Genomic DNA, 23,972 nt, shown 5'->3' on the forward strand with positions numbered 1-23,972 from the left:
GCAAAGCTGATTTTCGAGCTTTAAATGGCTGTACTCGTTTGTCATTTTTTCACCGCTTATCGTTATAGTCTGTATGTATACTATAACCTCCGCACTGCATTTAATAAACTAAACTGCATACCGTTTTCCTTAATAGGGAGTCGGAACATCAAATATAAGATAGAGAGCTGCTATAAAAATCCCGCCAAGGAGCCATGCGGTCCACGGCTTGCGACAATGGGCAATCAGAAGTGTGAACGTCACAATATTGAACAGAAAGGACCAGCGGAAGGACCAGCCATGATGGTGGTCAATGCTGTCATTTATATAGGCGATGAGCTCCACCCCTGTAAAAAAAATCGACCAGACGAGTATCCACCCTGCCTGGCCCCGCAGCTTTAGCGGAAGCCTTCCAAGAAAAACAGGCAGCACAACAGGGTAGATGATAAATGCAATGGCCATGGAAATGGCGGTATGAGTCGGCAGAAGAAGATGGTCAAATCCGACAGGCTTGAATTCCCAGACCTGAAAGCTGGATAACAGCAGTTCATAAATCAGATTGGCAATAATCCAGTACAAAAGCGTGCTACAGTACTGAGCAAAATTTCTCCAAACTCCAAAAATGATTCCAAAAATAATGAAGAAAATCGCGAATGAAGACTGCATGTCTTTACCCTTCTTATAAATGATATAAGGATAGGTTATCCAGCCGGCGGAAAAATAACCTCCTCCCAGAGGCCGGCTGAAAAAGGAAAATCGGCAACTGGCGGCGAATTAGGAGAAAGCAGAAGTTTATCTCAAGACAACAGAGGTGCAAAGAATGAAAACCAAACTAATACTCGTTGAAGGGCTTCCCGGCTTCGGCAAGTCAACAACTGCCCAATATACAAAAGAGATACTTGAAGAGGCAGGGAAGGAGGCCAGGTTATTCCTTGAAGGCAATCTCGACCATCCTGCCGACTATGATGGAGTCGCTTATGCAGCGGAAAAAGAGATGGAGAAGCTGCTGAAGGAAGCAGGAGGCCAGGCAGAACTTATTAAACCATATACAATTGAAAAGGAAGGCTATTATCTAGTTCAATATGAAAAAATGAAACGGAAATATCCTGATGCATTTCCTGATGGCCTGCTGGATTCTATTTTCCGGAACGATATTTATGAATTGCCGATGAAGCTGCATATGGAGCTGATGGAGGCAAGCTGGCGCAGCTTTGCAGAGAGGGCAGCCAATGAAGATGCCGTCTATATATTTGAATGCTGCTTCATCCAGAACCCTTTAACCATCGGTATGATCAAGTACAATGAGCCGGCAAATGAAATAATGGCTTATGTTAAGCGGCTTGGAGAAACGATTAAAGAACTTGATCCGCTTCTGATCTATCTGGAGCAGGATGATCTGGAGTCAGCTTTCAGGAAGGCTGTGAGAGAGAGGCCGATAGAGTGGTCAGAGGGATTTACTGAATATTATACTGGTCAAGGGTACGGACTCAGCCGCGGATGGAAAGGCCTGGAGGGAACGCTGAAGGTGCTGGAGGCAAGGAAGCAGCTGGAGCTGGACACGATGGAACAGCTTGATCTGAAAAAGGCTGTAGTGAATAATTCCTGGTTCGATCCGGACAGCCATAAGGAATTGCTCAGGCAGGAGCTGAAGGAACAAGGAGTCATTTAGGAAGAAATCTGTTTCAAGGACAGCCTAATGTGTTTTATGAAGCAGGTGTGCGGGAATTTCCCCAAAACAGGCGATGGGGATTAGAATTGAAATTCAATAAAGATGACCTCACAAAAGTGATTAAAACTGCAGCAGATAAAGTAAGTGGAGACAATGCAGGCCAAACATCCAATAGTGATGTTCAAACCCAGATAGACAGCATCAACAGGCGGCTCTCATTGCTTGAGGAAGAGCTTAGACAGATGAAGGAGAAGATATAAGGGCCATGGAGGCCCTTTTTGTTTAGGGCAGAAATATTCATCCTGGTCAGGAATTGGCTTTAAGCTACCGCAAATTCTTCTATTTAATAAATCCTGCCGTCCGGGATGCAGGCTGAAACCTTCCCTTTTCTATAAACGTATATTAATGAAAGGCATGGGAGGGTTTCAAATGAAAAGGTATAAAGTGCTGGCTATAGCTGCTATTCTAATCATCTTATTCCTGCTTGCCGGAAACCATTTCATCATACATACAGGAGAAGCAGAAGCGGGGGCAGTCGAAGATAAAGGAAAAGAGGGCACAGAACTTTATGTTCTCCTTGATGGGCAGAAGCTGCTGGTCGAGGACGAAAATGTCTGGAATCTGATCGAAGTGGGCGGAACCTATGACATTGCTTATGAATGGTATGGAAAGAAAGATCCAGTTATAACAAGCATTACATTTCCCGGGGATGAGGGCAGCCATTGATGGGCGGCTGGATTAAAAGATGTTAATTCTACGGGTTATTGAAGCCCGGCAGGTTTGCATATAAGGCTATTATGGGGTGTTTTAATTGTTAATGATTTTAAGAGTAATTCTTGCAGTAATCAGTGCTAGTATTGCAGTATATGGATTAATTACTGCAAATTTTGAGTTCCAATCGTATATGTTATTTTTTCTAGGTTTAATGATGCTCGTAATGGGTTTAGAAGAATTTCAGAAAGAACGAAAAGTGATGGGGTGGATTAGCATCATGGCTTTTGTATTTGTATTATTTGTATCACTTCAAGGCTTCTTTTTGTAAACAACGGTCTTATTTTGCTGCTAAACCAGGCAGCTTTTTTCGAATAGTAAATAGAAATAATTGAAGAGGAAATTGGAAATGGCGGGTGAGTAAATATGATCGATATTGAAAAATGTCCAGAATGCAGTAATGAGGCAGAGCAGGGGTTTATTTTTTCTCCTCGGAGAATTTGCTGGTCAGAGTCGGCTGATTCAATTCTTGCTGATTTTGGAAGTGAAGTATTAGTAAAAGATGCAATTTTAAAAATACGTAAAATACCGGTAATTAAATGTGAAAGATGTAATTTAGTTACTTTTAAATACAATTAACCAATCCTTCCCTTTAACTAACGAGTTTAGGTTCAAGATCAGCTGAAAATTAGACAGCTTTTCTTATTTAAAAAAGGAGCAGGTTAGCAAAAGAATAAATTGTATAAATAGGTAGTACTTGAAGGAAAAAAATTTGATATTCCAAACCAGTATATAAGTGAGGATTGAGATAGTAGGGAGCTGGAAGATGAAAAATAAAAAAAGGAATAGAGGCGGCTTTATTAAAGATGGACTAATTGAACTAATTGGAGAAGTCATTTGGAACATCTTAATGTTTATACCAAGATTGATCATTCGCTTAATAAGTAATATTTGGTGAAGCAGTTATAGTCAACCGCTGGGAATGGTTTTGGAAAAGAAGTATTATCCATATTTGAGTGACCAGCAAGCCTTAAGATAAGCGGAGAATTTCCGGTTAAGCTGCTGAATATGGCACGGGTGGGTGTAAATAAGCGGCGAATTTCCGGTTAAGCGAAGCGAAGTTGCTTCTTTTCCTGTTTGTTGAGTAGATAGTGGGAATTTCTCCGTCTATTTGGGCTATTTTTATAGATTTTTCAAAATTAGGGGGAATCTCTCCGCTTATTTTTCAAGGAGTCACTGATTCCCTCATTCAGGTCCGGGGAAGGCCTGTTCTTTTTGGGTGGGCGGGAAAGAAAAAAATTGCTCTTGCGGCTTTCGTCGAGTCTATTACTTTTTTGAAAATATTTAGGACTAGGCAGGAATAAGAGCCTGCATAATCGAATATACGTTCTTTAATGAAAGGCTGGATACCCATGGTGATTTGCGGCATCAGGGCCTGAAAGATAGAAGGTGGCTTTTATTGGAACATACAGCAGTGAAGAAAATAGTTTCCCTGAAATTGTACAAAAACGAAGATGAAGAGCGGCTCAAGAGCTATCAGCTCCCGGAAGAGCAGCTTGCCTTTACCTCAATGCCGATTCCTGCGATTGAGGCCTGCCTGCAGGAGGATGACCGGCATCCTGTTATCATTCAATATGGAGAAGATATAGCCGGCTTCTTTGTCCTTCATGGCGAAGGCGGGGCCATTAAATACAGCCCGAATGAACGGGCGATCCTGCTTCGTGCCTACTCAGTCAGCTCTGATTATCAGGGGAAAGGAATTGCGGGTGAATCATTGAGGATCCTGCCTGACTTTGTAAGAAAGCATTTTCCTGGCAAAAATGAAATTGTCCTGGGCGTCAATCACAGCAATCATGCGGCCCAGCATGTTTATAAAAAGGCTGGATTCATTGACCAGGGACTGAGGATCACCGGAAAAAAAGGCGAGCAGTATGTGCTGCACATGCAGCTTTAGAAAGGGAATGAAGATATGATTAGATATCCGATTTTAAAAAATGATGCCGTAATTGGTGTAACAGCAACATCGTCAGGGGTGCCGGAAGAGCTTCATGACATGATCCGCTCCGCCTGCAAGCGCATGGAGTCAAGGGGATTCCGTGTGAAATGCGGGGACACTCTGTGGACACAGGAAAAAGCAAAGTCGGCCCCGGCACCGGTTAGAGCGGAAGAATTTAATGAAATGATGGCAGACAGCGAAGTAGACTTAATTATTCCTCCGTGGGGCGGGGAGCTTTTAGTAGAAATATTGGATAAAGTCGATTTCGCCGGAATGAAAGAAAAGTGGATATTAGGCTATTCAGATACAAGTTTGCTGCTATTGGCCTCCACTTTGATGACAGGGATGGCGACGGCCCATGGAACCAATCTTGCCGATCTGCGCGGCGAGCAAATGGATGAGACAACGGCCAGGTGGCTGGATGTTTTGAAAACCAAAGAGGGAGGGTCGGTCAAACAGGAATCTTCCCGCAACTATCAGAAAGAATGGCAGCATGATAACCCTTCACCATATGTATTCCATTTAACAGAATCAACGAGCTGGAAAACCATATCCGGCAGTCCGGAGAGGATGGAGGGCAGGCTGCTTGGCGGATGCATTGATGTCATCAGGCATCTGATCGGCACCCCTTATGGCCGTGTCCGTGAATTTCAGCGGGAGCACCTTGGCGGGGATCCTATTGTCTGGTATTTTGAGAACTGTGAAATGACAACAACCGATCTGCGGAGGACCTTGGTCCATATGAAGCTGGCAGGCTGGTTTGAAGACAGCGCGGGAATCATGTTCGGGCGCAGCAGCGCCAACACAGCAGTTGGCGGGTATACTGCAGAGGATGTATACAGAGAGCTTTCATCTGAGCTCAAGGTGCCGGTCATCTATGATATTGACTGCGGCCATGTTCCTCCACAGGTCACTTTGATTAACGGAGCATACGCGGAAATTGAAGCCCGGGACGGGAAAGGCATCGTAGTTCAGCATTTTAAAGCATAAGAAAAGGGCAGGCTGCGGAGTCTGCCTTTTTCATCGTATCTAATGGGGAAAGGCATTAAGCTTCACCATAATACTCAGCAAAATAAAGGAAACCGAATTTCCTGACGAGATAGTTTCTTAACTGTCCAGCAGTTGCTTTTTCAATAGGAGGCTCTGTAAGTGTATAAGCTTTGCCGTTTAGCCTGGAAAATTTCCCGGAATCTGCTTTGTTATGATAGTTATCCTCGATAATTCCTGAAGTCAAAGCAGCACCAGGATAGCCGCTTATAAAAACATGGGTCCTGAGGGCAAGGTGAGGGGTTGAATGCAGCAGCAGGAAAATGATCACTATACCGGCAAGAACCAGTTTCTCTTTTTTATATTTCATGAAAGATATTCTCCTCACCTTTAATTTCTTATAACTATTCCATGGTCCGTATAATAATCCTGCTAAAATCTATCAAAAAGGAGTGAAGCAAAATATGAAGAGAATAGTCCTGTTTCTTTTTATGGCGGCTGCTGCCGGTCTGGCTGGAGCCTGCAGCGCATCCGGCCAATCCCCGGGAAGCTATCAAGTCGTTATCATTGGGGGAGATGAGGAATTGAGCGGTGCATTCAGTGATTTTGCCGGCAATGGCGGACCGGTTGGCGAGCTTCGGTATATTGCAGATCCTGAGGAGGCCCGTAAAGAGTTTCCGAAGTATGACTTTGAAGAGGTCCCGGCGATATTCATTTTTGAGACCGGGGGAAGCGGCGCAATGAAAAAGCTTGTGCTGGAAACGAATGAGGTGGAAGAGGCACAGGCATTTTTAGAGGGAAAGGACTAAAAAAGAGGCAGTTGGTAAATTAACTGACGAAGTTGGTAGAATAATGAATGAAGTCGGTAGATTATGCCCTGAATCGGTAGAATAACCGGCGAAGTTGGTAGATTATCAGGCCGATTAATAGAATGAACCCAAAAAGGGGCCGGCTGCCTGCTCTCCCAGCGCCATACTGCCTGTAAACCGGCTTGAAGAACGCTATCCAAGCCGGCAAAACAGCTTTCTTCATGCATCAGCAGTCATTCTTGGCCTCCTGACAAGCTCGCCGCCGCAGTTCGGGCAAATATTCTCCATCTCCCCCGTGCAATCCGAGCAAAAAGTGCATTCATGTACACATATAAAAGCTGTTTCATCCAACCTCAAGGGAGCACTGCATCTTTCACATTCTTTTTTCATTTCCAAACCCATAGAAAGCCCTCCATCCGTCTATTTTCATAGCTAAGATTAGCAGAGATTGGGGCAATCTTTCAGGGACAGATCCCAACTATTTTCTGGGGTCAGCAGCGGCTGAAAAACCTTATCCCGGAAGGAAGCCTTCCTTGCTGATCAAAACCTGTTCCGGGGGAAATACTTCTGTAAATCTTTTATATACCTTTCTATAAGCGGTCCTGTTGTACCATTCTTTTAGATTCAGTTGTTCGTAAAGAGAAGGGATGCCGATCTTTTCCGTTCTTCGGCCACCGCTTCCATCTCCCATAAAATAATCATCAATGCAAATCCGGTTTACAAGGGGGAGAAGCAATTCCGGGAACCTCTCACTGCTGGGGAGCAGGGGGGCAATGGCAGCCTGGACGGGTATTCCCGCTTCCTTCAGCTCCCGCAGGGCCTTCAGCCTTGCCGGGATAGGCGGCGCTGAAGGTGTGAAATGCTTTCTTATTTTCTCGCTGTCCGTTTCCACTGTCATGCTGATCCGCACCTTTTCTCCAAGCTTTTGAAACAGATCCGCATCCCTTGATGCAAGGGGGCTTCTTGTTTGGACAAACAAGAAATCCGGCTGATTTTCTGTCATAGCTTCAAGCAGGGAGCGGGTGATTTTTTCAGAATGCTCAGCCGGCTGATAGGGGTCTGTGCTGGAAGACATGAAAATGGTCACAGGGCCTTTCTTTTTTGCTTTTGTTATTTCTTTATCAAGCAGTTCTGCGGCACCCTGCTTTACGTCGACCCAGCTGCCCCATTCTTCGCTGCGGAAGATGGAGACGGGCATTTCCCTGACATAGCAGTAGGAGCAGCCGAACGCACAGCCTGTATAAGGGTTAAGCGAGTGGCTGTAGCCGGAAAGGAACCCGGTGCCTTTTGTCAAAATGGTCTTAGGAGTTTTATAAGCTATATTAGCTTTCATTGTTATCATCCTTATTTTGCATTGTGGAAGATGATTCCCAATCCATACCTGGTACCGGAGGAGAGTGTGCTGACACCGTGGCGGACAGTGTTCTTGTAATAGCCTCTTTTCCCCTGGACCGGCCTGCTGCTCGTAGGGAAAATCAATGCCTCGCCCTGTTCGAGCGTAATCACATGCCCCCGGCTTTGGGCCCTTGGGCGCTGTTCGACGAGCAGGGATTCACCGCCGGTGTAATCCTGGCCTCTTCTGCTTAATGTGAATAATACCTGGAAAGGAAAATACACATCTCCGTACAGATCCTGGTGCAGGCAGTTGTATCCTCCCTGTTCATATCTCAGGATAAGCGGGGTTGTCCGTTCCTGGCCATGCTGCCTGCACTCTTCCAGGAATTCTTCCAGGGTGCCGGGATAGGCAGGCTGTTTGCCAAGCAAGACAAGCCAGCGGTTGGCAGCTTTCGCAAGCTCAGGGTAAAAAGCGGTGCGGAGCTCCTGCAAAAGAGGGGGAAGCGGATCCGTGAAATATTTGTATTCACCTTTCCCAAAACGGTAGCGCTCCATATTGATGATGCTTCTATAAAGGCTTTCATCTTCATACATACTGATGAAAGAGTCGCATTCTGCAGGGGATAGAAGGGTACCTAATTTTACAAATCCATCTTCATCCAAGGACTGATGGAGTACCTCCCAATCAAGGGTGCTTATCTTATTGCCCATTTCACTGTCCATACTGTGGCCTCCTTTATATGTAATGATATTGTCTATTATTTGCAAAGTCTTGTATTAAGAGTGAGTTATAATGTGGTAAATAAAGGATATATGGACTGATATTCAAAAAGGAGCAATACGATGATCATATTTATTGTGCTTGCCGCTTTTATCACACTATTTTCCATTGAGGTAAATCTGCGGAAGACAGTAAAACAAAATCAAGAAATGATTGAATTGCTAAAGGAGATGAAGAAAGGAGAAAAGTAGATTGAATGCCTCTAAAGCAGAAAAGAGCCGGCAGCATGGTTCAGCCGGCTCCTTTCTGATATTAAAGTGTATTGGCCATAATCTCCTTTAATACTTTAGCAGAGTGGCTGAACTGTTCTTTTTCTTTCTCATTCAGATCAATTTCAATTATTTCACGGATGCCTTCCCGGTTGATGATGGCGGGAACACCTATATAAAGATCCTTTTCTCCATATTCGCCGTCCAAATAAGCAGAAATAGTCAGGATGCAATTTTCGTTATGGAGGATTGCTTTTGTAATCCTGGCCAGCGACATTCCGATCCCATAATAGGTCGCACCTTTTCTTTGGATAATATCGTAGGCTGCATCACGTACATTGATGAATATTTTTTCGAGACAGTCCGGGTTCACGTCTTCTTTGCGCTTCATAAAGCTGCCAAGGGGTTCAATTCCGATACTGCTATGGCTCCAGACAGGGAATTCCGTATCTCCGTGTTCCCCGATGATCGCTGCGTGGACATTCCTTGTATCCACATTAAAATACTCGCCCAGCTTAAAGCGCAGCCTGGCTGAATCAAGGACAGTGCCGGAGCCGATGACTTTTTCTTTCGGGAGGCCGGATTCTTTCCATGTTACATATGTCAGGATATCAACCGGATTTGTTGCGACCAGGATAATGCCGTCAAAGCCGCTCGCCATAATTTGTTTGACAATGGTTTTGAAAATGCCGGTGTTCTTCGCTACAAGGTCAAGCCTTGTTTCACCAGGCTTTTGGGGCAAGCCTGCAGTAATGACAACAAGATCAGCTTCCCTGCAGTCGTCATAAGTTCCGTTCCACAGCCTGACTGGTGAAGGGGCAAAAGGCATCCCGTGATTAAGATCCATTGCTTCACCTTCGGCCTTAGCTTCGTTAACATCAATCAGGACAATTTCTTCTGCAGCACCCTGGTTGACCATTGAGTAAGCAAAGCTGCAGCCCACAGCTCCAGTGCCGATTACAACAACTCTGTTCACTTTATTTGTTTTCATCCTGAATTTCTCCCTTCAATTATAAGAGTCATACTTATGCTTATATCCCGCGAGGCAGTTATTTAAGATACTTTTATTATATATTATAAATGTGAAATTTATCACAAACTCTATGGCTATTTTGTGAAAAGTTTCACAAAGACTCCGGAAAATAACGGCTATGATCCTGTCATAGCCGCTAAACCAGCTGTTCTGAGCCTTTTATTCAGCCCGGTCCAGCCTTTTTCTGAAGTCTGAGGGGGAGAGGAGAGTGTAATCTGTATTTTTCTTTAAACCTTCAAGGAAACTAAGATCGGCTTCGTAAAGCTCCTCTTCATCGTATTTATTGCTGTAATAAAGCTGTTCTGAGCCATTTTGGAGAAGGAGACTAAGCTCCAGAGCCATCGAGGAGCCGCTGGGACTGTCTTCGTCTCCAAGCAAAGCACCCGGATGAGAGGATTCCTCCTGGCTGATGTATAAACGGGAATCGTCCGCATGTTCCGCCGCCTTCACCAATTCGGGAAGCGTTCCTACCTTTTTCAATGTCATTCTTCATCACCTCTATTATCTGTTTACCTAATTAAAGGGGGCTTCTAAACTTTCCGTTTGCAGGAATGTCTGGAGGGTAAAAGAATAATGAATATAAATTGGAAAGGAGAATGCTGAAGTGGCAGACAAAAAGGCACCATACAAAGGGTTCAACACAGAACAGAACAACGGGCTATCCGATGCCCAGGAAGTGAACTACAGCAGTGATTTCAAGAAAGCCTATAAAGCTGAAAAGAAACAAGACTCTGATTCCAGCGAAAAAAGTGAATAATGGGAAGGAAAAGCCCTGCCGGCAGACGGCGGGGCTTTTTGCTTCTTATAAAAAGGTTGTGTTAGTGTACCTTGCTGATTTTGGGCTCATTCGTGTGAAACTTTGTTCCACACGCATTTCAGCACAGCTGAAATGAGCCCAAAATCAACAACAATGTTTAACAAAGCCTATAAAAAGGCCGTCTGCAGGAAGGAGTTCAGCTCTTCCTGTAGAAATGTACACTAACAAAATAGAACTTAAGGAGGGAAATGATGTACGAGCAGAAGACGAAGGAAAACGATAAAAGTGTAGAAGAATTCATCGAAAATGTAGATAGCCCGAAGAAACGGCAGGATGCATACAGACTGATTGAGATTTTTGAAGAAACAAGCGGATTCAAGGCGAAGATGTGGGGAGACAGCATTATCGGATTTGGATCTTATCATTATAAATATAAGACCGGACATGAAGGGGACGCACCGCTTGTCGGCTTTTCTCCGAGGAAGGCTAAGATCAGCCTCTATTTTGCCACAGGGGACAGCCAAAGAGGAGAGCTGCTTGAAAGATTCGGCAAGCATACAGCCGGCAAGGCATGTGTTTACATAAATAAGCTGGCAGATGTAAATGAAGAGGTCTTAAGGGAGCTGATTCTCCAATCGATACAATTTCTAAGGAATACATATCCGGAATCCTAGGAGATGGGAGGTAGAAGATTGAAGATCAGAAGAGCGGAGGACCAGGATGCAGAAGGAATCGCCAAAGTCCATGTGGAAACGTGGAGGACTGCTTATAGGGGCATTATTGATGATGATTATCTTTCAGCCCTTTCCGTGGAAAAAAGGACAGAGCTGTGGCACCGGAATATAGCGATACCCGGAAACATCGTCCTTGTGGCAGAGGAAAATGGCAGGATAGTTGGCTTTACAGACGGAAGCCAGGAGGAAACAGGCGAGTATGACGGCTTTAAGGGGGATGTCACCTGTCTTTATGGGCTTGAAGAGCATCAGGGAACTGGACTTGGGAAGGCACTCCTGCATGAGCTTTTTCATGCATTTCAAAAAGAGGGGATTCGTTCTGCTATAGTAAAGGTTTTGAAAGAAAATGACGCCTGCAGCTTTTATGAACGCACGGGTGCAAGACTGCTGAAGGATGCTATCCCAATAAAAATCGGCAGCGGCCGGGAGCTCGAGCTCTGTGTGTATGGGTGGAAGGACTTTAACCCAGCATTTTTGCAGCAGGAAAATCAAGAATAGGAGAGACAAAACGATGAAACTGGCTCTAAAAGCATGTATCCTGTCAGCAGCATGCCATCTGATGTATGCGGCTTATTCTGTGGTGAATGGCTATATACAAACCAAAAACTATGAACCTGATATGGACAGGGCCTGGCATGAAGCTGCCTCAGCACCGGCCTCGGTTTCGTTTGGACTGGCACCTTCTCCCTGGATATTACCTCTGACTTTTATAGCCGGTGCCTGCCTGTTTGGAGCAGTGATGTCGTGGAAAAGGAGTGACCGGTGACAGGGCCATAAGAAATCCTCCAGCATTATGCCCTGCTGGAGGATTCCTTTTTATTTTCATATTCACTTGCACCGGTTCTCTCTATCCCTATATTTTCAAGCAGATGTTCTATTGCTGTTAAGTGCTTTTTGTCCGGCACAACAATGACGCCTGGCTGAAACAGGCGATTCTTCACCTTGAGCTTTAATTGATAGCCATTGTCTGCGCGGGAGTCCAGCCCGTAAAGGGGATGCCAGCGGACAATTTTCTCTGTTTCAAAAGAGCGGATTTCGCTCTGGCTGTAAAACCTTCCGTGCAAAATGATGCCGTCCTTCATGATAAATAGATTTTGCGGCTGGCGGATGAAGCTTGCAATTGTAGTGAATATATAAGCCGCATTCAAGAAGGCGGGGTCAAACCAATCTGTTATAAGCAGGAGCAGGAGGAAACCGGCCATGAGGAAAAAAGCACATATCGTTCCCCATTTTATATACTGATAGGATTTAGTATTTTTCGTGATCGGCTGCATTTCCTTCCATTCGCCTGGCAGCAGGATGCCTGAATATTCTTCCTGTGACCGCGGGAATAGTGCTTGTCCCGACAAATCGGCCGCTTTTTTTATACGAAGCCGGAGCTGCAGCAGGTAATAGCATCCGATGAGGAACATGATGATAAAGAAAAGGTCAAGCCACATAGTTTTCCGTCCTCTCATTGTCTAAAATTTTTGCTCCTTGCTGTACTAATTAATACGGAGGAGATGGAAAAAGGTTCCCTATTTCTTAAAAACAGAAGGAGGCTCAGAAAAATGAGAATGACAGACCGCCTGAAAAGAATCATCCATCTGGCAGAAGGAGAACGAAAGAAGACTGGCTGCCAGTTTATCCAGCCTGAGCATCTGCTATCAGGCTGCCTGCTTGAAAGAACCGGGGCATTTGCGGAATTGGCGCAGAAGTGCCGTTTAGACATAAGCAGCCTCCGATCAGCTGCAATGAAAAATTCTGAAGAAGGAGGGAACTTGCTGGATGGATTTCCGGCAGAGATATCTGAGGAAACAAAGCTTGTGATGGAGGCAGCGGCCGGATATATGAAGAGATACGGCCAGATTATCCTTAATGAAGGCCATCTCCTGAAGGCGCTGCTTTCTTGTAATTCTCTTGCTGAACTGGCAGGGGAGAAAAATAAACAGCAGATGCTTGCAATCGGGGCAGCCGCCAGAGACTTAGCTGTACACCTGGCAACGTACTCACCGCCTGACAAGCTGTACACCACAGTCAGGAGAGCCGGAAAAAAGGATAGAGAGATGCTTGCCGCATTTACAGAAGACAATTTTTCGGCTGAATGGGCCCAAACGGCCGAAGCTGGAATGGAGCAGGAGGAACCGCCGGTCTTCGTAGCCTTCAGTGGAGATGGTGAGCTGATCGGGTTTGCTGCGTTTGACTCTTATAAGGGAAAAAAGGGCTATTTTGGGCCGATGGGAGTTGCCAAAGGCATTCGGGAAAAAGGAACAGGAAGTGCCCTTCTCCATGCCTGCCTCATGAATATGAAGGAAATCGGCTATGAATATGCAATTATCGGCGGAGCAGGACCGATTGAATTTTATGAAAAAGTGTGCCGGGCTGTTGTCATTCCATATCCAGATTGAAAAAGATTGTTCGAAAAATTGAAACGTTTAGCATGATCTCCTCTGTTTAGCCGCTTCTTCATATGGGAATGGGTAAAGGACTTGTACATAGATGTCAGTCAACATGAGCCATTCTATATTAGGAGGAGACTGAATGAAAGATAACCGCAAAGTAAATGAATCCAGTAAAAACGAACAGCTCGAGCAATTCCGGACAGATGACCGCGGGGAAAAGCTGACAACCAATCAGGGAGTCAAGGTATCAGAGGATGAGTTCTCGCTTAAAGCCGGTGTCCGGGGGCCAACCTTGCTGGAGGATTTTCATTTCCGGGAAAAGATGACTCATTTTGACCACGAACGAATCCCGGAGCGGGTCGTTCATGCACGCGGATTTGCAGCCCATGGGGAATTCCAGGTATATGAATCTATGAAAAAGTATACAAAGGCAAAGTTCCTGCAGGACCCTGCTGTGAAAACCCCTGTGTTTGTAAGATTTTCAACAGTCGTCGGCTTCCGCGGGTCAGCCGAGACTGTCAGGGATGTGCGCGGGTTTGCGACAAAGTTTTATACAGAAGAAGGCAATTATGACCTTGTAGGAAATAATATGCCAGTATTTTTTATCCAGGATGCGATAAAGTTTCCGGATCTTGTTCACTCAATTAAGCCGGAGCCGCATAATGAAATGCCGCAGGCTTCTGCTGCCCACGATACCTTCTGGGATTTTGTCGCCAACAATCAGGAATCCGCCCATATGATCATGTGGGCTTTATCGGACCGCGCTTTGCCAAGAAGCTTCCGCATGATGGAAGGGTTTGGCGTCCATACATTCCGCCTTGTGAATGATGAGGGGATCTCCCATTTTGTGAAGTTTCACTGGAAGCCGGTGCTGGGCGTCCATTCCCTTGTCTGGGACGAAGCGCAGAAAATAGCCGGCAAGGATCCTGATTTTAACCGCAGGGATCTTTGGGAGTCTATTGAGCAGGGCAACTATCCTGAATTCGAGCTGGGGATCCAGGTGATAAAAGAGGAAGATGAATTCTCCTTTGATTTTGATATTCTGGATCCGACGAAACTCTGGCCGGAGGAGGACATACCTGTTCAAATCGTTGGGAAAATGACACTCAACCGGAATGTGGACAATGTTTTTGCCGAGACTGAGCAGGTCGCTTTCCACCCGGGCCATGTAGTGCCGGGCATTGATTTCACCAATGATCCGCTGCTTCAGGGGCGTCTGTTCTCCTATACAGACACACAGCTTCTTCGCCTTGGCGGGCCGAATTTTCACGAAATACCGATTAACCGCCCGGTTTGTCCTTTCCATAACAACCAGCGGGATGGTTTCCATCGGCAGACCATCAATAAAGGGCCAGTGAGCTATCATAATAATTCAATCGCGAGTAATACCCCATCACCTGCTTCAGAGGAGGAGGGCGGGTATGTTCATTACCAGGAGAAGGTCGAGGGGCGCAAGGTCAGGGCGCGGAGCGACAGCTTCAAGGATCACTTCTCACAGGCGAAGCTTTTCTGGAACAGTATGAGCGAACCGGAAAAGCAGCATATCATCGATGCGTTCAGCTTTGAACTCGGCAAAGTGAAGAGCAAGTCAATCCAGCAGCAGGTTGTGGATATGTTTGCCAATGTCGATCTTGAAATGACAAAAGAATTTGCAAAAAATATCGGGGCAGCTCCTCCTGAAGAGGGCGGTTCTGCTGTGACAAAATCTTCGCCTGCACTCAGCCAGGAAAACACGAAGAAGCTTCCTGCAACACGCAAGGTGGGCGTCATTGCCGCCGATGGATTTGACGGGGAGGCTGTAAAGGTGCTGGAAGCGCTGAAGGCGGAAGGCATCATGCCAGTGATCATCAGCGACAGGCTTGGGATGATTAAAGGCTCCGATGGAAGTGAACTTGCAGTCGAAGATACCTTCCTTACAACAGAATCAGTCCTGGTTGATGCTTTATATGCCGTTGGAGGCAAGGGTGAGACAAAGAAATTCCAGCAGGATGCAGTCTACTTCATCAATGAGGCTTTCTCCCATTTCAAGCCGATCGGAGCGACACATGAAGGCAGGAAATGGATTGAGAACAGCGGTAAAAGCAATGCTGCAGGAATTATACTTGGAGATGGAGCGGAAAGCTTTGCAGAGGAATTTATCCAGGCAGTTGCCCAGCACCGCTTTTGGGAGCGTCAGCTAGTATAATAGGAAAGCAGCGGAAAATGATTCCGCTGCTTTCTTCTTTGTATGCTAAGTTCCTATTGCTTCGAGGCTGACTAAATCATTCTTAGCCGAAACCCGGTTCCTGCCAAGCTCTTTTGCCTGAAAAAGCAGCTGATCTGCCAGGATATAGGCTTTTTCCATCGGGGTTTCTGCGTTTACTTTTCCATAATAAAGGCCGAAGGAAGCTGTATAGCCGATCTTAATCTTCCTTCCGTGGAAGTCCGCCTCAGCCGGTCTTTCCATCAGCCCCCGGGTGATTTCCTCAATCAGCAGGCTGCATTGATTAAAGTCCCTGCCGCGGAGGAAAAGAGTGAATTCCTCCCCGCCGCTCCGGATCAGGACATCTTCCTCTGAGAGCACCCCTTTCAGGCTATCCGCAAAATGCCTGATGACGCAGTCGCCTACTGCATGGTTATAAGAATCATTGATCTGCTTGAATTTGTCTATATCGGCCACTATGATCCCAACCGTTTCCTGCGCCTTGTCCAGTTCCTTCATTTTTTGGTCCATGAAGGCGCGGTTATGGACGCCGGTAAGGAAATCAGTATAGGCCATCTGTTCAAATTTATCGCGCTCATATTTATGCTGCGCGCTTTGGGACTTGGACAGAAAAGATCTGCTTACAAGATAATTCAGCAGGAACAGGCCAAGCAGCATGTCCCACTTTCCATCCTGGAGGAAAAGAAGAAGGAACCCGTTTGTGAAAGCAATTTTACCCATATCAAGGACACTTCTGCTTTTTATAAAATCGATTGCCTCCCTGCGCGTATTGATCTCTCCGTAGAACCTGAAGATAATGATTAAATAAAGATCTGAGAGAGCCGCTGTAACTGTAATAAGAATCAGCATCAGCAGCCAGAAGCCGAATGGAATGTGTTCCATCCTTGGATAAAGTGATTGAAAGATGAAATAGGCTATGCTGTTATTCAGTGTAAAGGCGCCGATATTGTAAAAAGTGTGGATGAATTCATCCGGGTCTGCTGTTTTGGTCTTGATTTTTGTAAAATAAACCGTAAAACGATAGAGAGACTCAAATATCAGCAGTCCCGCCGGCCCGGCAAAAAGTCCGATTGAAAGGCTGTAGGTGATGCCGTAGTCAATGGTCGAGCTGCCCAGCTTGCTATGTATCCCCAGGTGAAAATAAGAACTGGAAAAGATCCAATAAAAAGCAAGGGCCAGGAGATACACATTCCAGTCAGGAACAATCCATTCCGACTGGGAAGCAACTGCAAGTGAAGTGAAAAAAATAAAAAAGATAAATAATCGCGCCTTTAGCATAATTGGTATTTGGACCCCTTCGATTGTTATATAAAAAGTCAAACAGCTTAATTGCCACAAACCTATTTCCTAATTATATAGCAATTTAAAAATTCAGAACATAAAAAAAACAAATATTTCATGATTTTCCCAACTTAAATAGAAGGTTGTCAGGCACGGCAGATGGACATTTGTCCATCTGTGGTGCCTGACACACAAGAAAATTGTCGAGATTTATCGGATTGTTTCCGTTTTCATTTTTTTGAGGAATAAATTTGCTTATCCCTTATTAATCTGTTATCATAAAGTGAAATTATTTTTGTTCGGTATATAAGGAAAGAACAGTTTTGATACTTTTCGCCTTGATAACTTTGAGCAAGAATAGTAATACAATGTGTGTTTACACGCAAGGAGGCAACAAACATGGCTACAGGTAAAGTTAAATGGTTTAACGCAGAAAAAGGATTCGGATTCATCGAAACTTCAGAAGGTCAAGATGTATTCGTTCACTTCTCAGCTATCCAAGGCGAAGGCTTCAAAACTCTTGACGAAGGTCAAGAAGTTTCTTTCGACATCGAAGAAGGTCAACGCGGACCTCAAGCTTCTAACGTAGTTAAAGCATAATTACGTGCGAGCTGAAAACAGGCACTCAATTGAGTGCCTGTTTTTTTATAGGGACTACACTGAAAGGACACCAGCCCTGCAGGGGAGGTGTCCTTTTTTTGACGGTCATTTTATTCTGATATTGCTCATGATAAAGCCGCTCTCTGGAAATGTCGGCATCCTGGAAAGGCTGAAGCTCAGGTCCTGATCCTCCGGAACGGTATAGTCAATCTCGTTCACAAGGAAGTCAAGGCTTGCTTTCATTACTTCGATGGTTATGCCTTCTCCCGGACAGCGGTGGCCTTTTGAGGCGTCGCCGCCGCCTTGCGGGATTAAATCGAACAGGCTGCCGTCCCACTCTTTGAACCTCTCGGGCCGGAATTCGAACGGCTGCTCCCAAAGCCCGGAATCATGATTGGTTCCGTAAATATCCAGAAGGACAAGCATTCCTTCTTTAAATGCTGCTCCATTCCAGACAAAGTCTTTCTTTACAATCGCCCCAAGAAACGGTCCAAAAGGATAAAACCGCCGCACTTCCTGGACAAACATTTCAAGCTCGCGGCCGCTGCCGGTCTGCAGCATCTCCTTATAGCGGGGATGGCCGTGAAGCGCCAGGGCAGAGAAGGCAATAAAAGTTGAAATGGCAACGATGGGGCGGAGGACATTGATGAGCTCGACAGCTGCCATCTGTGAATCAAGATGGGTGCCATCCAAGTTTTTGTGAAAGGCCATTTCATACAGGGCAGAGCCTTCTTCTGCGGCAAGCTTACCTTCTCTGACATCCTCGATGATACTCCGAATCCAATCTTCAGAGCTGCCCCTCGCACGCCTGCCTTTCCAGTGGCGAGGACCGACAGCCCCGAATGCGTCTACCATATCGGCAAACTCTTCGGCTCTTTCCTTTTCATCCTCCTGCTTCAGCGGGACACCTGCCCAGGCGCAGGCTGTGCGGCAGAGAATGATCTTGGCTTCTTCCATCAGTTCAACATCATTTCCGTCTTCCTGCCATTTGGCGGCTGCTGCCTTCCATTCATTCATGACCATCCCGGCAAGCCTTTTTTGATGGGGCGGGGTCATCAGGGACATGAACAAGAGCTTTCTGTGGATATGCGCGTCACCGTCCATCGTCTGGATGGCATTTTCACCAAACAATGTTTTTTGAATTCGTTTCGGGGCTGCGCCGTTTCTTTGAAAACGGCCTGTATCGTAGAATAGCCGCGCTGCTTCTTGTCCGCTCATGCAAATCACTTTTTGCCCAAGCAGGCGGGCTTCAAATAGCTCTGTTCCGTACCGTTCTTTCCTGTTGGGAATAAACTCATAGCCTTCCTTCATTAGAGTAAGGCTGTTATCAAGGTTTTTATCATGAGGAATCTGCCCGTTCATTGCCATCAGCATCTGCTCCTTTTTCTGCCTGCATTTGTCTTGTATTATTTTTCACTAATTGCAGGCGGTTAAACACCGGCTTCCAGTATTCTTCAATAAAAGCTGCGAAAACGGGAGAATGACTTTTGTGGGAACAAAAAAACTCCCCATAATGGAAAGGGGAGATTCTGCAGGATTTATTTAACCATCCTTAAGTATTCGTCCAGCTGGCTGAAGGTGCTGGAATATTCCTGATGCAAACCATCCAGTGCAGCATCAAAGCTGCGCTGCTCATGGACTTCAGGATTAAGTGGAAATGCCAGCAGCTCTATCTCTGTTTGATTTTCCGAACTGATGAAGTTTACATGGTTGACCACTTCAAGCGGCCATCCGGAATTAAAAGGAGCGCGGACGGCGCTGCCTTCTTCATCTGAAAATGAGTTGATGAATATCAGCTTATCCGGAGGGGAGATTTCATCATATATGAACCGCCCCCATATTTCATAGCCTTCGGGAGACTTCTGGCTGTAGTGGAACATTCCTTTTGGATGGAGTTCCAGCATGGTGACCTTCATGGCATATCCTTTGGGACCCCACCAGTTCTTGAGGTGCTCTGCTTCTGTCCATGCTTTGAATACAAGCTCGCGCGGTGCATCGAATTTCCTGGAAACTACTAGCCCGGTTCGGGTATCTTTTAGCATTGTCATGTCCTCCTCCTTTGAAATATTCAGCCGAGGGAGGTGGGAAAATAGAAGCTGCGATGTCTGGCCCGGCCATAATTATACTATTCTAAATATACGTTAAAAGAATGAAAGCTGTAAATTTATTTATCAAAAATGAAGTTATATTTTTCCTGGAAAAGACTAATTCCCCATGCAATCATATGTTCTATTATGCTAGTATAATAAGTAACTTATAAAAAAACAGACAGGATGACAGCATGAACGGAACAGCGCATATGACAGTCGGGGCCGTAATTGGATTTATGGCAGCCAATGCCGTGCAATCAAGCCCGGCGGAAACTCTTTTACTCGTGGGAATCGGCACAGCTTCGGCCCTCTTGCCGGATGCCGATATCGACGGCAAGCTCAGCAATAAAATTACGATATCACATAAAGCGATCCGCTCGATTGCCCAAACGATTGGGCTTTTGATGTGCTTGTACAGCTTTCTTGAAGGAGGAGATCAAGAACGCTGGCTCGGAATGGGAGCTGGTGCAGCCATTGTGATCCTGGCGTCCTTCATCACGAAGAGGAGGATGCTGACCGTCACCGGGATCGGGATAGCGGCCGGCGGTTTATCTCTTCAGGAAAGCTGGCTATTGCTTTTGGGGATTTACACCATTGCCGCATCATTCGTTTCCCACAGGACCTACACCCATTCAGCGGCTGGCCTGATTTTCTTCGGGGTGATAGCCTATCAGCTTGATAGGTCCCTTGGGGCAGAAGGAGTGTTTAAGACTTGTATGGCTGCCTATGTGAGCCATCTTGTCACCGATATGAAGTTTCTCCCCTTCAACAAGCGCGGCATTAAATTATTGCTGCCATTTTCATCAAAAGAGATATGAGGAAGCGGTCCTGAAAATGGGACTGCTTCCTTTTTTGCTATATATTATCCTTCAAATTCCATTATTCATTCCTCGCACGAAAGTTTAGCTTTCGGTAAAAGAAGGAAAAATAATGTTCAAGCAGACTAAATCACCAATGAATTGGGAGTGGACAACTTGAAAAAGGGTTTTGCAGGAATAGCAATTGCAATTGTGGCCTTAATTATCATTTTTATGATGCTGGGGTCCAGCTATAATGGATTTGTAAATGCAGAAGAAGATGTGGACAAAGCGTATTCGCAGATCGAAAACCAGCTGCAGCGAAGGCTGGACTTAATCCCGAACCTCGTTAATACAGTCAAAGGGTATGCGGCTCACGAAAAGGAAGTTATCCAATCCATCTCTGATGCCAGGGCGAGGCTGGCAGGAGCAAGGACACCTGAAGAAGAAGCGACGGCCAATACCGAGCTTTCGAATGCATTGAGCAGGCTGCTCGTTGTGGTTGAGAACTACCCGAATCTGAAGGCGGACAAGCAATTTACGCAGCTGATGGATGAACTTGCCGGAACAGAGAACCGGATATCCGTAGCCCGCCAGGATTATAATGAGCAGGTGGGAAGCTATAACAAGAAAATCAAAAGATTTCCCGGGGCAATTGTTGCCAATGTGACAGGCTTTGACGAGAAAGAATACTTCCGTGCAGATCCTGCTGCCGCAGAAGCGCCTGAAGTCGATTTTGGGGGCAATGAGTAATGATCCGGCATCGGGCATTCCCGCTTGTTCTGGCGCTGCTCCTGCTGTTTATCTCTGCAGGCGCGGCACACGGTGAAGAAAACGGAATTCCCGCCCCATCCGGGGATATATATGTCCAGGACTTTGCAGATGTCTTAAGTCCGGAGCAGGAAAATGAAATACGGGCCCTTGGGCGCTCCCTTGAAGACCGGACCACTGCCCAGGTAGCAGTCCTGACAGTAGAAACGACCGGGGGGCGGTCAATTGAGGAATACGCAAACCTGGCATTCCGGCAATATGCTATCGGCAGTGCCGAGGAGAACAATGGCGTCCTGCTTGTTCTTGCCATGAAGGACGAAAAAGCCAGGATTGAGGTCGGCTATGGGCTGGAGGGCCGGATACCCGACGGCAAAGCCGGGAGGATACTGGATGAAGTAACGATTCCCAGGCTCAAGGAGGGGCAGCCCGATCAGGCTGTTCTGGACACTTATAAAACACTTGCCGGCGAAGCAGCAGCCGAATACGGCCAGGCTGGTGAAGCACAGCCGGCAGGAGAGCAGGGCACAGGCATTCCTTCCTGGCTTGTATTTATTATCATCATCGGGGTCATCGTGCTGGATTTCATGTTCTTTGGCGGTACATTGACCTATATTCTTCTTTCTGTCATTTCGCGGGGCGGAGGAAGAGGCGGCGGAGGCGGTCCCCGCGGCGGCGGGGGCGGCTCATCCGGCGGCGGGGGTGCCAGCAGGGGCTGGTGAGAGAGGAGAGAAGGGCTGCTTGCGTGCGATTTTGCCGATTCGGTAGAAAAAGGCGGGAAATGATTAAAAAAAGTCAGGAAATAATCAATAAAACAGCGGCTTTAAGTGGATCTATGCTTCAATCGGTAAATTCAAGCACCGCTCTGATTCTAACCCCTTAAAATCAGCAGCTGCACAACCTATCTAAAGGCAGACTCGCAGCTTCAGCCGGACATATGAACAAAAAAGCCGGAAACTGTCATCAGTTTCCGGTTTTTTCACCATTTTAGCTTACTATCTTTGAAATCTTCTTCATTGCTTCGTCCGGGCAGAAAAGGGAGAAATGCTGCAATAGTTTCTCTTTGGCATCCTCTCTGCTGATAGAGAGGCGCTCAATCCCGTTTTTCCCAAGCCATCCTTCCATCGTTTCATAGGAGGTGCTGTTCCAGCCGTTCGTTTCCCCGGCTTCATTATGTTTTTCTTTTATCCCGGATATGACAATATCCATGCTTCCCTGCAGTTCCTGCAAGCCTTGATCAAACGCCTTTTTGTGCTCTTTGCCAAGCAGGTTAGCTTCTTTCCTAAAGGGGCAGTATTGAAGCAACAAAAAAAGGGCCGGGGCCCTTTTTTCTATTCCGGAGTATTAAGCAGCCCGGAAATCCTTGCTGTTCACCCGAAGCTGGCGATATTTGATAATCTGGCTGATATACCAGGCGAGCACAACTGCTGCCAGCGAGAAGCCGATGATCATGGACAGCCTGTAATCCATCCCCAGTCCTTCAGGTGCGTAGAAGATATAGGTGCAGACAACGCCTGTCATGAACATGGCCGGCACCCCGCAGATCCAGTGAAAGCGGCTGTTTTTCAGAAGGTATACAGTGCCTGTCCACAGCATGACGGTAGCAACTACCTGATTGGTCCAGCCGACATATCTCCAGAGGAAGGTATAGTCAATGGTTGCCAGGAAAAGGGCAGGCACTGCTACCAGCACGGTTACCAGCAGGATCTTGATTTTGCTTTCCATGTTAAAGAACTTGGCAAAGATTTCTGTCAGGATCATACGGGAAGAGCGCAGGGCCGTATCTCCTGTTGTGATCGGCAGAATGATGACGCCAAGGATGGCAAGAATTCCGCCGAGTGTCCCAAGAAGGGAGGTAGAGATTTCATTTACGACTCCGGATGGGCCTCCTGCTGCGAGCGCCTCACCAAGGCCGGCTGTTCCATTGAAAAAGGTCATGCCGGCTGCTGCCCAGATAAGGGCGATGACGCCTTCAGTAACCATCGCGCCATAAAAGATTTTGCGGCCGTCTGATTCTTTTTTCATCGTACAGGCTACAATCGGGCTTTGCGTACAGTGGAACCCGGAAATGGCCCCGCATGAAATAGTGACCATCAATAGCGGCCAGATCGGCAGATCCCCGGGATGAAGGTTCTCCAATGTCAGGTTGGGAATGCTTTTATCGGAAAAAAGCAATGAAATCCCGATTGCTAATGCCATGAAAAGCAGGATGCCGCCGAGCAGTGGATAAATCTTCCCGATAACGCGGTTGATCGGCAGGATTGTTGCCAGCAGGAAATAGGCAAAAATAATCAACAGCGAGACCGTAAAGCTGAGAGGCGTCAGCTGGGCGATCAGCTGGGCAGGGCCGGCGGTGAAGGCGGCTGCCACCAGCACCATTAATACAAGAGACACTATGCTGATAATGGTTTTAACGGTTTGTCCGAGGTAACGGCCGACAAGGGAAGGGTACTGCTCCCCCTGATGGCGGAGGGACATCATGCCTGAAAAATAATCATGCACAGCTCCTGCAAAAATTGTCCCTATCACTATCCAAATAAATGCCACTGGTCCGTACAAAGCTCCAGCCACAGCGCCGTAGATCGGCCCGAGGCCGGCTATATTCAGAAGCTGGATCAGGTTTCCCTTCCACCAGCTCATCGGTACATAATCGAGATTGTCCCTTTTCGTATATGCTGGTGTCGGTGTGCTGTCGTTAATGATGAATACGCGTTCCACAAATTTAGAATAAAAAACGTAGCCGAGTACAAGCAGGACCAGTGCTCCGAAAAAAGTCGCCATTATTGTTCTCCTCCTGTTGATTGCTTTTGGAATATGAAACATTTTAACACTTTTATGCATAAAAACAACAG

General features: G+C 46.3%; 32 protein-coding genes. 19 read left to right on the top strand and 13 right to left on the bottom strand.

All coding sequences use genetic code 11. From position 1 onward, the window contains the following. Positions 1-129 precede the first annotated feature (129 nt). Positions 130-645, bottom strand: a complete 516-nt coding sequence (locus LCM00_RS22365) for a CBO0543 family protein (RefSeq protein WP_318247647.1) — start codon at positions 643-645, stop codon at positions 130-132. A gap of 154 nt (positions 646-799) precedes the next feature. Between LCM00_RS22365 and LCM00_RS22370 the strand changes: the two genes are divergently transcribed. The 7 genes from LCM00_RS22370 (at position 800) to LCM00_RS22400 (ending at position 5,345) form a co-directional block, all read left to right on the top strand. After that, positions 800-1,648, top strand: coding sequence for a P-loop NTPase family protein (locus LCM00_RS22370; protein WP_224906129.1), 849 nt, complete (start codon positions 800-802; stop codon positions 1,646-1,648). A gap of 86 nt (positions 1,649-1,734) precedes the next feature. Continuing rightward, on the top strand, positions 1,735-1,908 hold the full coding sequence (locus LCM00_RS22375) for a hypothetical protein (protein WP_224906131.1): 174 nt from the start codon (positions 1,735-1,737) through the stop codon (positions 1,906-1,908). A gap of 169 nt (positions 1,909-2,077) precedes the next feature. Continuing rightward, the gene (locus LCM00_RS22380) at positions 2,078-2,374 is read left to right on the top strand and encodes a hypothetical protein (protein WP_224906133.1); all 297 of its coding nucleotides are present in this window, start codon (positions 2,078-2,080) and stop codon (positions 2,372-2,374) included. Between the two features lie 178 nt (positions 2,375-2,552). Continuing rightward, positions 2,553-2,690 carry a YczI family protein gene (locus LCM00_RS24810; protein ID WP_318247648.1) on the top strand — a complete coding sequence of 46 codons (138 nt, stop codon included), beginning with the start codon at positions 2,553-2,555 and terminating at the stop codon, positions 2,688-2,690. A gap of 95 nt (positions 2,691-2,785) precedes the next feature. Further along, positions 2,786-2,998 carry a PF20097 family protein gene (locus LCM00_RS22390; protein ID WP_224906145.1) on the top strand — a complete coding sequence of 71 codons (213 nt, stop codon included), beginning with the start codon at positions 2,786-2,788 and terminating at the stop codon, positions 2,996-2,998. An 820-nt stretch (positions 2,999-3,818) separates the two neighbouring features. Next, entirely contained in the window at positions 3,819-4,313 is a 495-nt protein-coding gene (locus LCM00_RS22395; RefSeq protein ID WP_224906147.1) for a GNAT family N-acetyltransferase, read from the top strand. 15 nt (positions 4,314-4,328) lie between these two features. Beyond that, a complete protein-coding gene (locus LCM00_RS22400) occupies positions 4,329-5,345 on the top strand; it encodes a S66 family peptidase (protein WP_224906149.1) in 1,017 nt (338 codons plus the stop codon). A gap of 55 nt (positions 5,346-5,400) precedes the next feature. Here the strand turns inward: LCM00_RS22400 and LCM00_RS22405 are convergent, their stop codons facing one another. Then, positions 5,401-5,712 (bottom strand): hypothetical protein, encoded by a 312-nt coding sequence (locus tag LCM00_RS22405; protein WP_224906151.1) that lies wholly within the window; start codon positions 5,710-5,712, stop codon positions 5,401-5,403. Between the two features lie 94 nt (positions 5,713-5,806). Here LCM00_RS22405 and LCM00_RS22410 point away from each other — a divergent pair, with 94 nt between their 5' ends. Further along, positions 5,807-6,151: a hypothetical protein gene (locus tag LCM00_RS22410; RefSeq protein ID WP_224906153.1), complete on the top strand. Its 345-nt coding sequence runs from the start codon at positions 5,807-5,809 to the stop codon at positions 6,149-6,151. Between the two features lie 219 nt (positions 6,152-6,370). On the opposite strand, the gene LCM00_RS22415 is transcribed toward LCM00_RS22410, so the two are convergent. The 3 genes from LCM00_RS22415 to LCM00_RS22425 form a co-directional block, all read right to left on the bottom strand. After that, entirely contained in the window at positions 6,371-6,553 is a 183-nt protein-coding gene (locus LCM00_RS22415; protein WP_224906155.1) for a DUF1272 domain-containing protein, read from the bottom strand. Positions 6,554-6,662: 109 nt separating this feature from the next. Then, on the bottom strand, positions 6,663-7,484 hold the full coding sequence (locus LCM00_RS22420) for an SPL family radical SAM protein (RefSeq protein ID WP_224906157.1): 822 nt from the start codon (positions 7,482-7,484) through the stop codon (positions 6,663-6,665). A gap of 11 nt (positions 7,485-7,495) precedes the next feature. Next, complete coding sequence (locus LCM00_RS22425) at positions 7,496-8,209, bottom strand: 2OG-Fe(II) oxygenase (RefSeq protein WP_224906160.1); 714 nt, start codon at positions 8,207-8,209, stop codon at positions 7,496-7,498. 120 nt (positions 8,210-8,329) lie between these two features. Here LCM00_RS22425 and LCM00_RS22430 point away from each other — a divergent pair, with 120 nt between their 5' ends. Next, a complete protein-coding gene (locus LCM00_RS22430; protein ID WP_224906161.1) occupies positions 8,330-8,458 on the top strand; it encodes a YrzO family protein in 129 nt (42 codons plus the stop codon). 61 nt (positions 8,459-8,519) lie between these two features. Here LCM00_RS22430 and LCM00_RS22435 read toward each other — a convergent pair whose 3' ends face one another. Both LCM00_RS22435 and LCM00_RS22440 read right to left on the bottom strand, forming a co-directional pair. Beyond that, a complete protein-coding gene (locus LCM00_RS22435; RefSeq protein WP_224906163.1) occupies positions 8,520-9,467 on the bottom strand; it encodes an L-lactate dehydrogenase in 948 nt (315 codons plus the stop codon). 201 nt (positions 9,468-9,668) lie between these two features. Then, complete coding sequence (locus tag LCM00_RS22440) at positions 9,669-9,995, bottom strand: hypothetical protein (RefSeq protein WP_224906165.1); 327 nt, start codon at positions 9,993-9,995, stop codon at positions 9,669-9,671. 118 nt (positions 9,996-10,113) lie between these two features. Here LCM00_RS22440 and LCM00_RS22445 point away from each other — a divergent pair, with 118 nt between their 5' ends. The 4 genes from LCM00_RS22445 (at position 10,114) to LCM00_RS22460 (ending at position 11,766) form a co-directional block, all read left to right on the top strand. Next, entirely contained in the window at positions 10,114-10,266 is a 153-nt protein-coding gene (locus LCM00_RS22445) for a YfhE family protein (protein ID WP_129613668.1), read from the top strand. A gap of 251 nt (positions 10,267-10,517) precedes the next feature. Continuing rightward, a complete protein-coding gene (locus tag LCM00_RS22450) occupies positions 10,518-10,940 on the top strand; it encodes a DUF1801 domain-containing protein (RefSeq protein WP_224906168.1) in 423 nt (140 codons plus the stop codon). 18 nt (positions 10,941-10,958) lie between these two features. Beyond that, positions 10,959-11,498: a GNAT family N-acetyltransferase gene (locus tag LCM00_RS22455; RefSeq protein WP_224906170.1), complete on the top strand. Its 540-nt coding sequence runs from the start codon at positions 10,959-10,961 to the stop codon at positions 11,496-11,498. Positions 11,499-11,511: 13 nt separating this feature from the next. Next, entirely contained in the window at positions 11,512-11,766 is a 255-nt protein-coding gene (locus LCM00_RS22460) for a hypothetical protein (protein WP_224906172.1), read from the top strand. A gap of 25 nt (positions 11,767-11,791) precedes the next feature. Here the strand turns inward: LCM00_RS22460 and LCM00_RS22465 are convergent, their stop codons facing one another. Next, on the bottom strand, positions 11,792-12,457 hold the full coding sequence (locus tag LCM00_RS22465) for a hypothetical protein (protein ID WP_224906174.1): 666 nt from the start codon (positions 12,455-12,457) through the stop codon (positions 11,792-11,794). Between the two features lie 93 nt (positions 12,458-12,550). Between LCM00_RS22465 and LCM00_RS22470 the strand changes: the two genes are divergently transcribed. Continuing rightward, the gene (locus LCM00_RS22470; protein ID WP_224906176.1) at positions 12,551-13,387 is read left to right on the top strand and encodes a GNAT family N-acetyltransferase; all 837 of its coding nucleotides are present in this window, start codon (positions 12,551-12,553) and stop codon (positions 13,385-13,387) included. A gap of 133 nt (positions 13,388-13,520) precedes the next feature. Continuing rightward, positions 13,521-15,566 (top strand): catalase, encoded by a 2,046-nt coding sequence (locus LCM00_RS22475; RefSeq protein ID WP_224906178.1) that lies wholly within the window; start codon positions 13,521-13,523, stop codon positions 15,564-15,566. A gap of 45 nt (positions 15,567-15,611) precedes the next feature. Here LCM00_RS22475 and LCM00_RS22480 read toward each other — a convergent pair whose 3' ends face one another. Next, complete coding sequence (locus tag LCM00_RS22480) at positions 15,612-16,862, bottom strand: GGDEF domain-containing protein (RefSeq protein ID WP_224906180.1); 1,251 nt, start codon at positions 16,860-16,862, stop codon at positions 15,612-15,614. A gap of 402 nt (positions 16,863-17,264) precedes the next feature. Between LCM00_RS22480 and LCM00_RS22485 the strand changes: the two genes are divergently transcribed. Further along, positions 17,265-17,465 (top strand): cold-shock protein, encoded by a 201-nt coding sequence (locus LCM00_RS22485; protein WP_129613661.1) that lies wholly within the window; start codon positions 17,265-17,267, stop codon positions 17,463-17,465. 105 nt (positions 17,466-17,570) lie between these two features. Here the strand turns inward: LCM00_RS22485 and LCM00_RS22490 are convergent, their stop codons facing one another. Then, complete coding sequence (locus LCM00_RS22490) at positions 17,571-18,827, bottom strand: cytochrome P450 (protein ID WP_224906183.1); 1,257 nt, start codon at positions 18,825-18,827, stop codon at positions 17,571-17,573. A gap of 176 nt (positions 18,828-19,003) precedes the next feature. Further along, positions 19,004-19,513, bottom strand: coding sequence for an SRPBCC family protein (locus LCM00_RS22495; RefSeq protein WP_224906185.1), 510 nt, complete (start codon positions 19,511-19,513; stop codon positions 19,004-19,006). A gap of 233 nt (positions 19,514-19,746) precedes the next feature. Here LCM00_RS22495 and LCM00_RS22500 point away from each other — a divergent pair, with 233 nt between their 5' ends. From LCM00_RS22500 to LCM00_RS22510, 3 genes are all read left to right on the top strand, one after another. Next, positions 19,747-20,373 carry a metal-dependent hydrolase gene (locus LCM00_RS22500; RefSeq protein WP_224906187.1) on the top strand — a complete coding sequence of 209 codons (627 nt, stop codon included), beginning with the start codon at positions 19,747-19,749 and terminating at the stop codon, positions 20,371-20,373. 213 nt (positions 20,374-20,586) lie between these two features. Next, entirely contained in the window at positions 20,587-21,105 is a 519-nt protein-coding gene (locus LCM00_RS22505; RefSeq protein ID WP_404802187.1) for a LemA family protein, read from the top strand. After that, on the top strand, positions 21,105-21,842 hold the full coding sequence (locus LCM00_RS22510) for a TPM domain-containing protein (protein ID WP_224906191.1): 738 nt from the start codon (positions 21,105-21,107) through the stop codon (positions 21,840-21,842). Before LCM00_RS22505 ends, LCM00_RS22510 begins: the two co-directional genes overlap by 1 nt. Positions 21,843-22,107: 265 nt before the next feature. Here LCM00_RS22510 and LCM00_RS22515 read toward each other — a convergent pair whose 3' ends face one another. Next, on the bottom strand, positions 22,108-22,428 hold the full coding sequence (locus tag LCM00_RS22515) for an AlkZ-related protein (RefSeq protein ID WP_455768457.1): 321 nt from the start codon (positions 22,426-22,428) through the stop codon (positions 22,108-22,110). 36 nt (positions 22,429-22,464) lie between these two features. After that, positions 22,465-23,901, bottom strand: coding sequence for a carbon starvation CstA family protein (locus LCM00_RS22520; RefSeq protein WP_224906196.1), 1,437 nt, complete (start codon positions 23,899-23,901; stop codon positions 22,465-22,467). Between the last annotated feature and the right edge of the window lie 71 nt (positions 23,902-23,972).

This window comes from Bacillus infantis (assembly GCF_020171945.1).
Classification (GTDB): domain Bacteria; phylum Bacillota; class Bacilli; order Bacillales; family Cytobacillaceae; genus Bacillus_AB; species Bacillus_AB infantis_A.

Bases quoted from the DNA above. Each gene is read 5' to 3' on its own strand.
- LCM00_RS22505 (WP_404802187.1), top strand. From the start codon at position 20,587: ATGATGCTGGGGTCCAGCTATAATGGATTTGTAAATGCAGAAGAAGAT.
- LCM00_RS22520 (WP_224906196.1), bottom strand. From the start codon at position 23,901: ATGGCGACTTTTTTCGGAGCACTGGTCCTGCTTGTACTCGGCTACGTT.
- LCM00_RS22500 (WP_224906187.1), top strand. From the start codon at position 19,747: ATGAACGGAACAGCGCATATGACAGTCGGGGCCGTAATTGGATTTATG.
- LCM00_RS22440 (WP_224906165.1), bottom strand. From the start codon at position 9,995: ATGACATTGAAAAAGGTAGGAACGCTTCCCGAATTGGTGAAGGCGGCG.
- LCM00_RS22410 (WP_224906153.1), top strand. From the start codon at position 5,807: ATGAAGAGAATAGTCCTGTTTCTTTTTATGGCGGCTGCTGCCGGTCTG.
- LCM00_RS22420 (WP_224906157.1), bottom strand. From the start codon at position 7,484: ATGAAAGCTAATATAGCTTATAAAACTCCTAAGACCATTTTGACAAAA.
- LCM00_RS22475 (WP_224906178.1), top strand. From the start codon at position 13,521: ATGAAAGATAACCGCAAAGTAAATGAATCCAGTAAAAACGAACAGCTC.
- LCM00_RS22400 (WP_224906149.1), top strand. From the start codon at position 4,329: ATGATTAGATATCCGATTTTAAAAAATGATGCCGTAATTGGTGTAACA.
- LCM00_RS22460 (WP_224906172.1), top strand. From the start codon at position 11,512: ATGAAACTGGCTCTAAAAGCATGTATCCTGTCAGCAGCATGCCATCTG.
- LCM00_RS22480 (WP_224906180.1), bottom strand. From the start codon at position 16,862: ATGCTAAAGGCGCGATTATTTATCTTTTTTATTTTTTTCACTTCACTT.
- LCM00_RS22380 (WP_224906133.1), top strand. From the start codon at position 2,078: ATGAAAAGGTATAAAGTGCTGGCTATAGCTGCTATTCTAATCATCTTA.
- LCM00_RS22490 (WP_224906183.1), bottom strand. From the start codon at position 18,827: ATGAACGGGCAGATTCCTCATGATAAAAACCTTGATAACAGCCTTACT.
- LCM00_RS22405 (WP_224906151.1), bottom strand. From the start codon at position 5,712: ATGAAATATAAAAAAGAGAAACTGGTTCTTGCCGGTATAGTGATCATT.
- LCM00_RS22435 (WP_224906163.1), bottom strand. From the start codon at position 9,467: ATGAAAACAAATAAAGTGAACAGAGTTGTTGTAATCGGCACTGGAGCT.
- LCM00_RS22430 (WP_224906161.1), top strand. From the start codon at position 8,330: ATGATCATATTTATTGTGCTTGCCGCTTTTATCACACTATTTTCCATT.
- LCM00_RS24810 (WP_318247648.1), top strand. From the start codon at position 2,553: ATGTTATTTTTTCTAGGTTTAATGATGCTCGTAATGGGTTTAGAAGAA.
- LCM00_RS22495 (WP_224906185.1), bottom strand. From the start codon at position 19,513: ATGACAATGCTAAAAGATACCCGAACCGGGCTAGTAGTTTCCAGGAAA.
- LCM00_RS22485 (WP_129613661.1), top strand. From the start codon at position 17,265: ATGGCTACAGGTAAAGTTAAATGGTTTAACGCAGAAAAAGGATTCGGA.
- LCM00_RS22425 (WP_224906160.1), bottom strand. From the start codon at position 8,209: ATGGACAGTGAAATGGGCAATAAGATAAGCACCCTTGATTGGGAGGTA.
- LCM00_RS22370 (WP_224906129.1), top strand. From the start codon at position 800: ATGAAAACCAAACTAATACTCGTTGAAGGGCTTCCCGGCTTCGGCAAG.
- LCM00_RS22465 (WP_224906174.1), bottom strand. From the start codon at position 12,457: ATGAGAGGACGGAAAACTATGTGGCTTGACCTTTTCTTTATCATCATG.
- LCM00_RS22450 (WP_224906168.1), top strand. From the start codon at position 10,518: ATGTACGAGCAGAAGACGAAGGAAAACGATAAAAGTGTAGAAGAATTC.
- LCM00_RS22390 (WP_224906145.1), top strand. From the start codon at position 2,786: ATGATCGATATTGAAAAATGTCCAGAATGCAGTAATGAGGCAGAGCAG.
- LCM00_RS22415 (WP_224906155.1), bottom strand. From the start codon at position 6,553: ATGGGTTTGGAAATGAAAAAAGAATGTGAAAGATGCAGTGCTCCCTTG.
- LCM00_RS22470 (WP_224906176.1), top strand. From the start codon at position 12,551: ATGAGAATGACAGACCGCCTGAAAAGAATCATCCATCTGGCAGAAGGA.
- LCM00_RS22510 (WP_224906191.1), top strand. From the start codon at position 21,105: ATGATCCGGCATCGGGCATTCCCGCTTGTTCTGGCGCTGCTCCTGCTG.
- LCM00_RS22365 (WP_318247647.1), bottom strand. From the start codon at position 645: ATGCAGTCTTCATTCGCGATTTTCTTCATTATTTTTGGAATCATTTTT.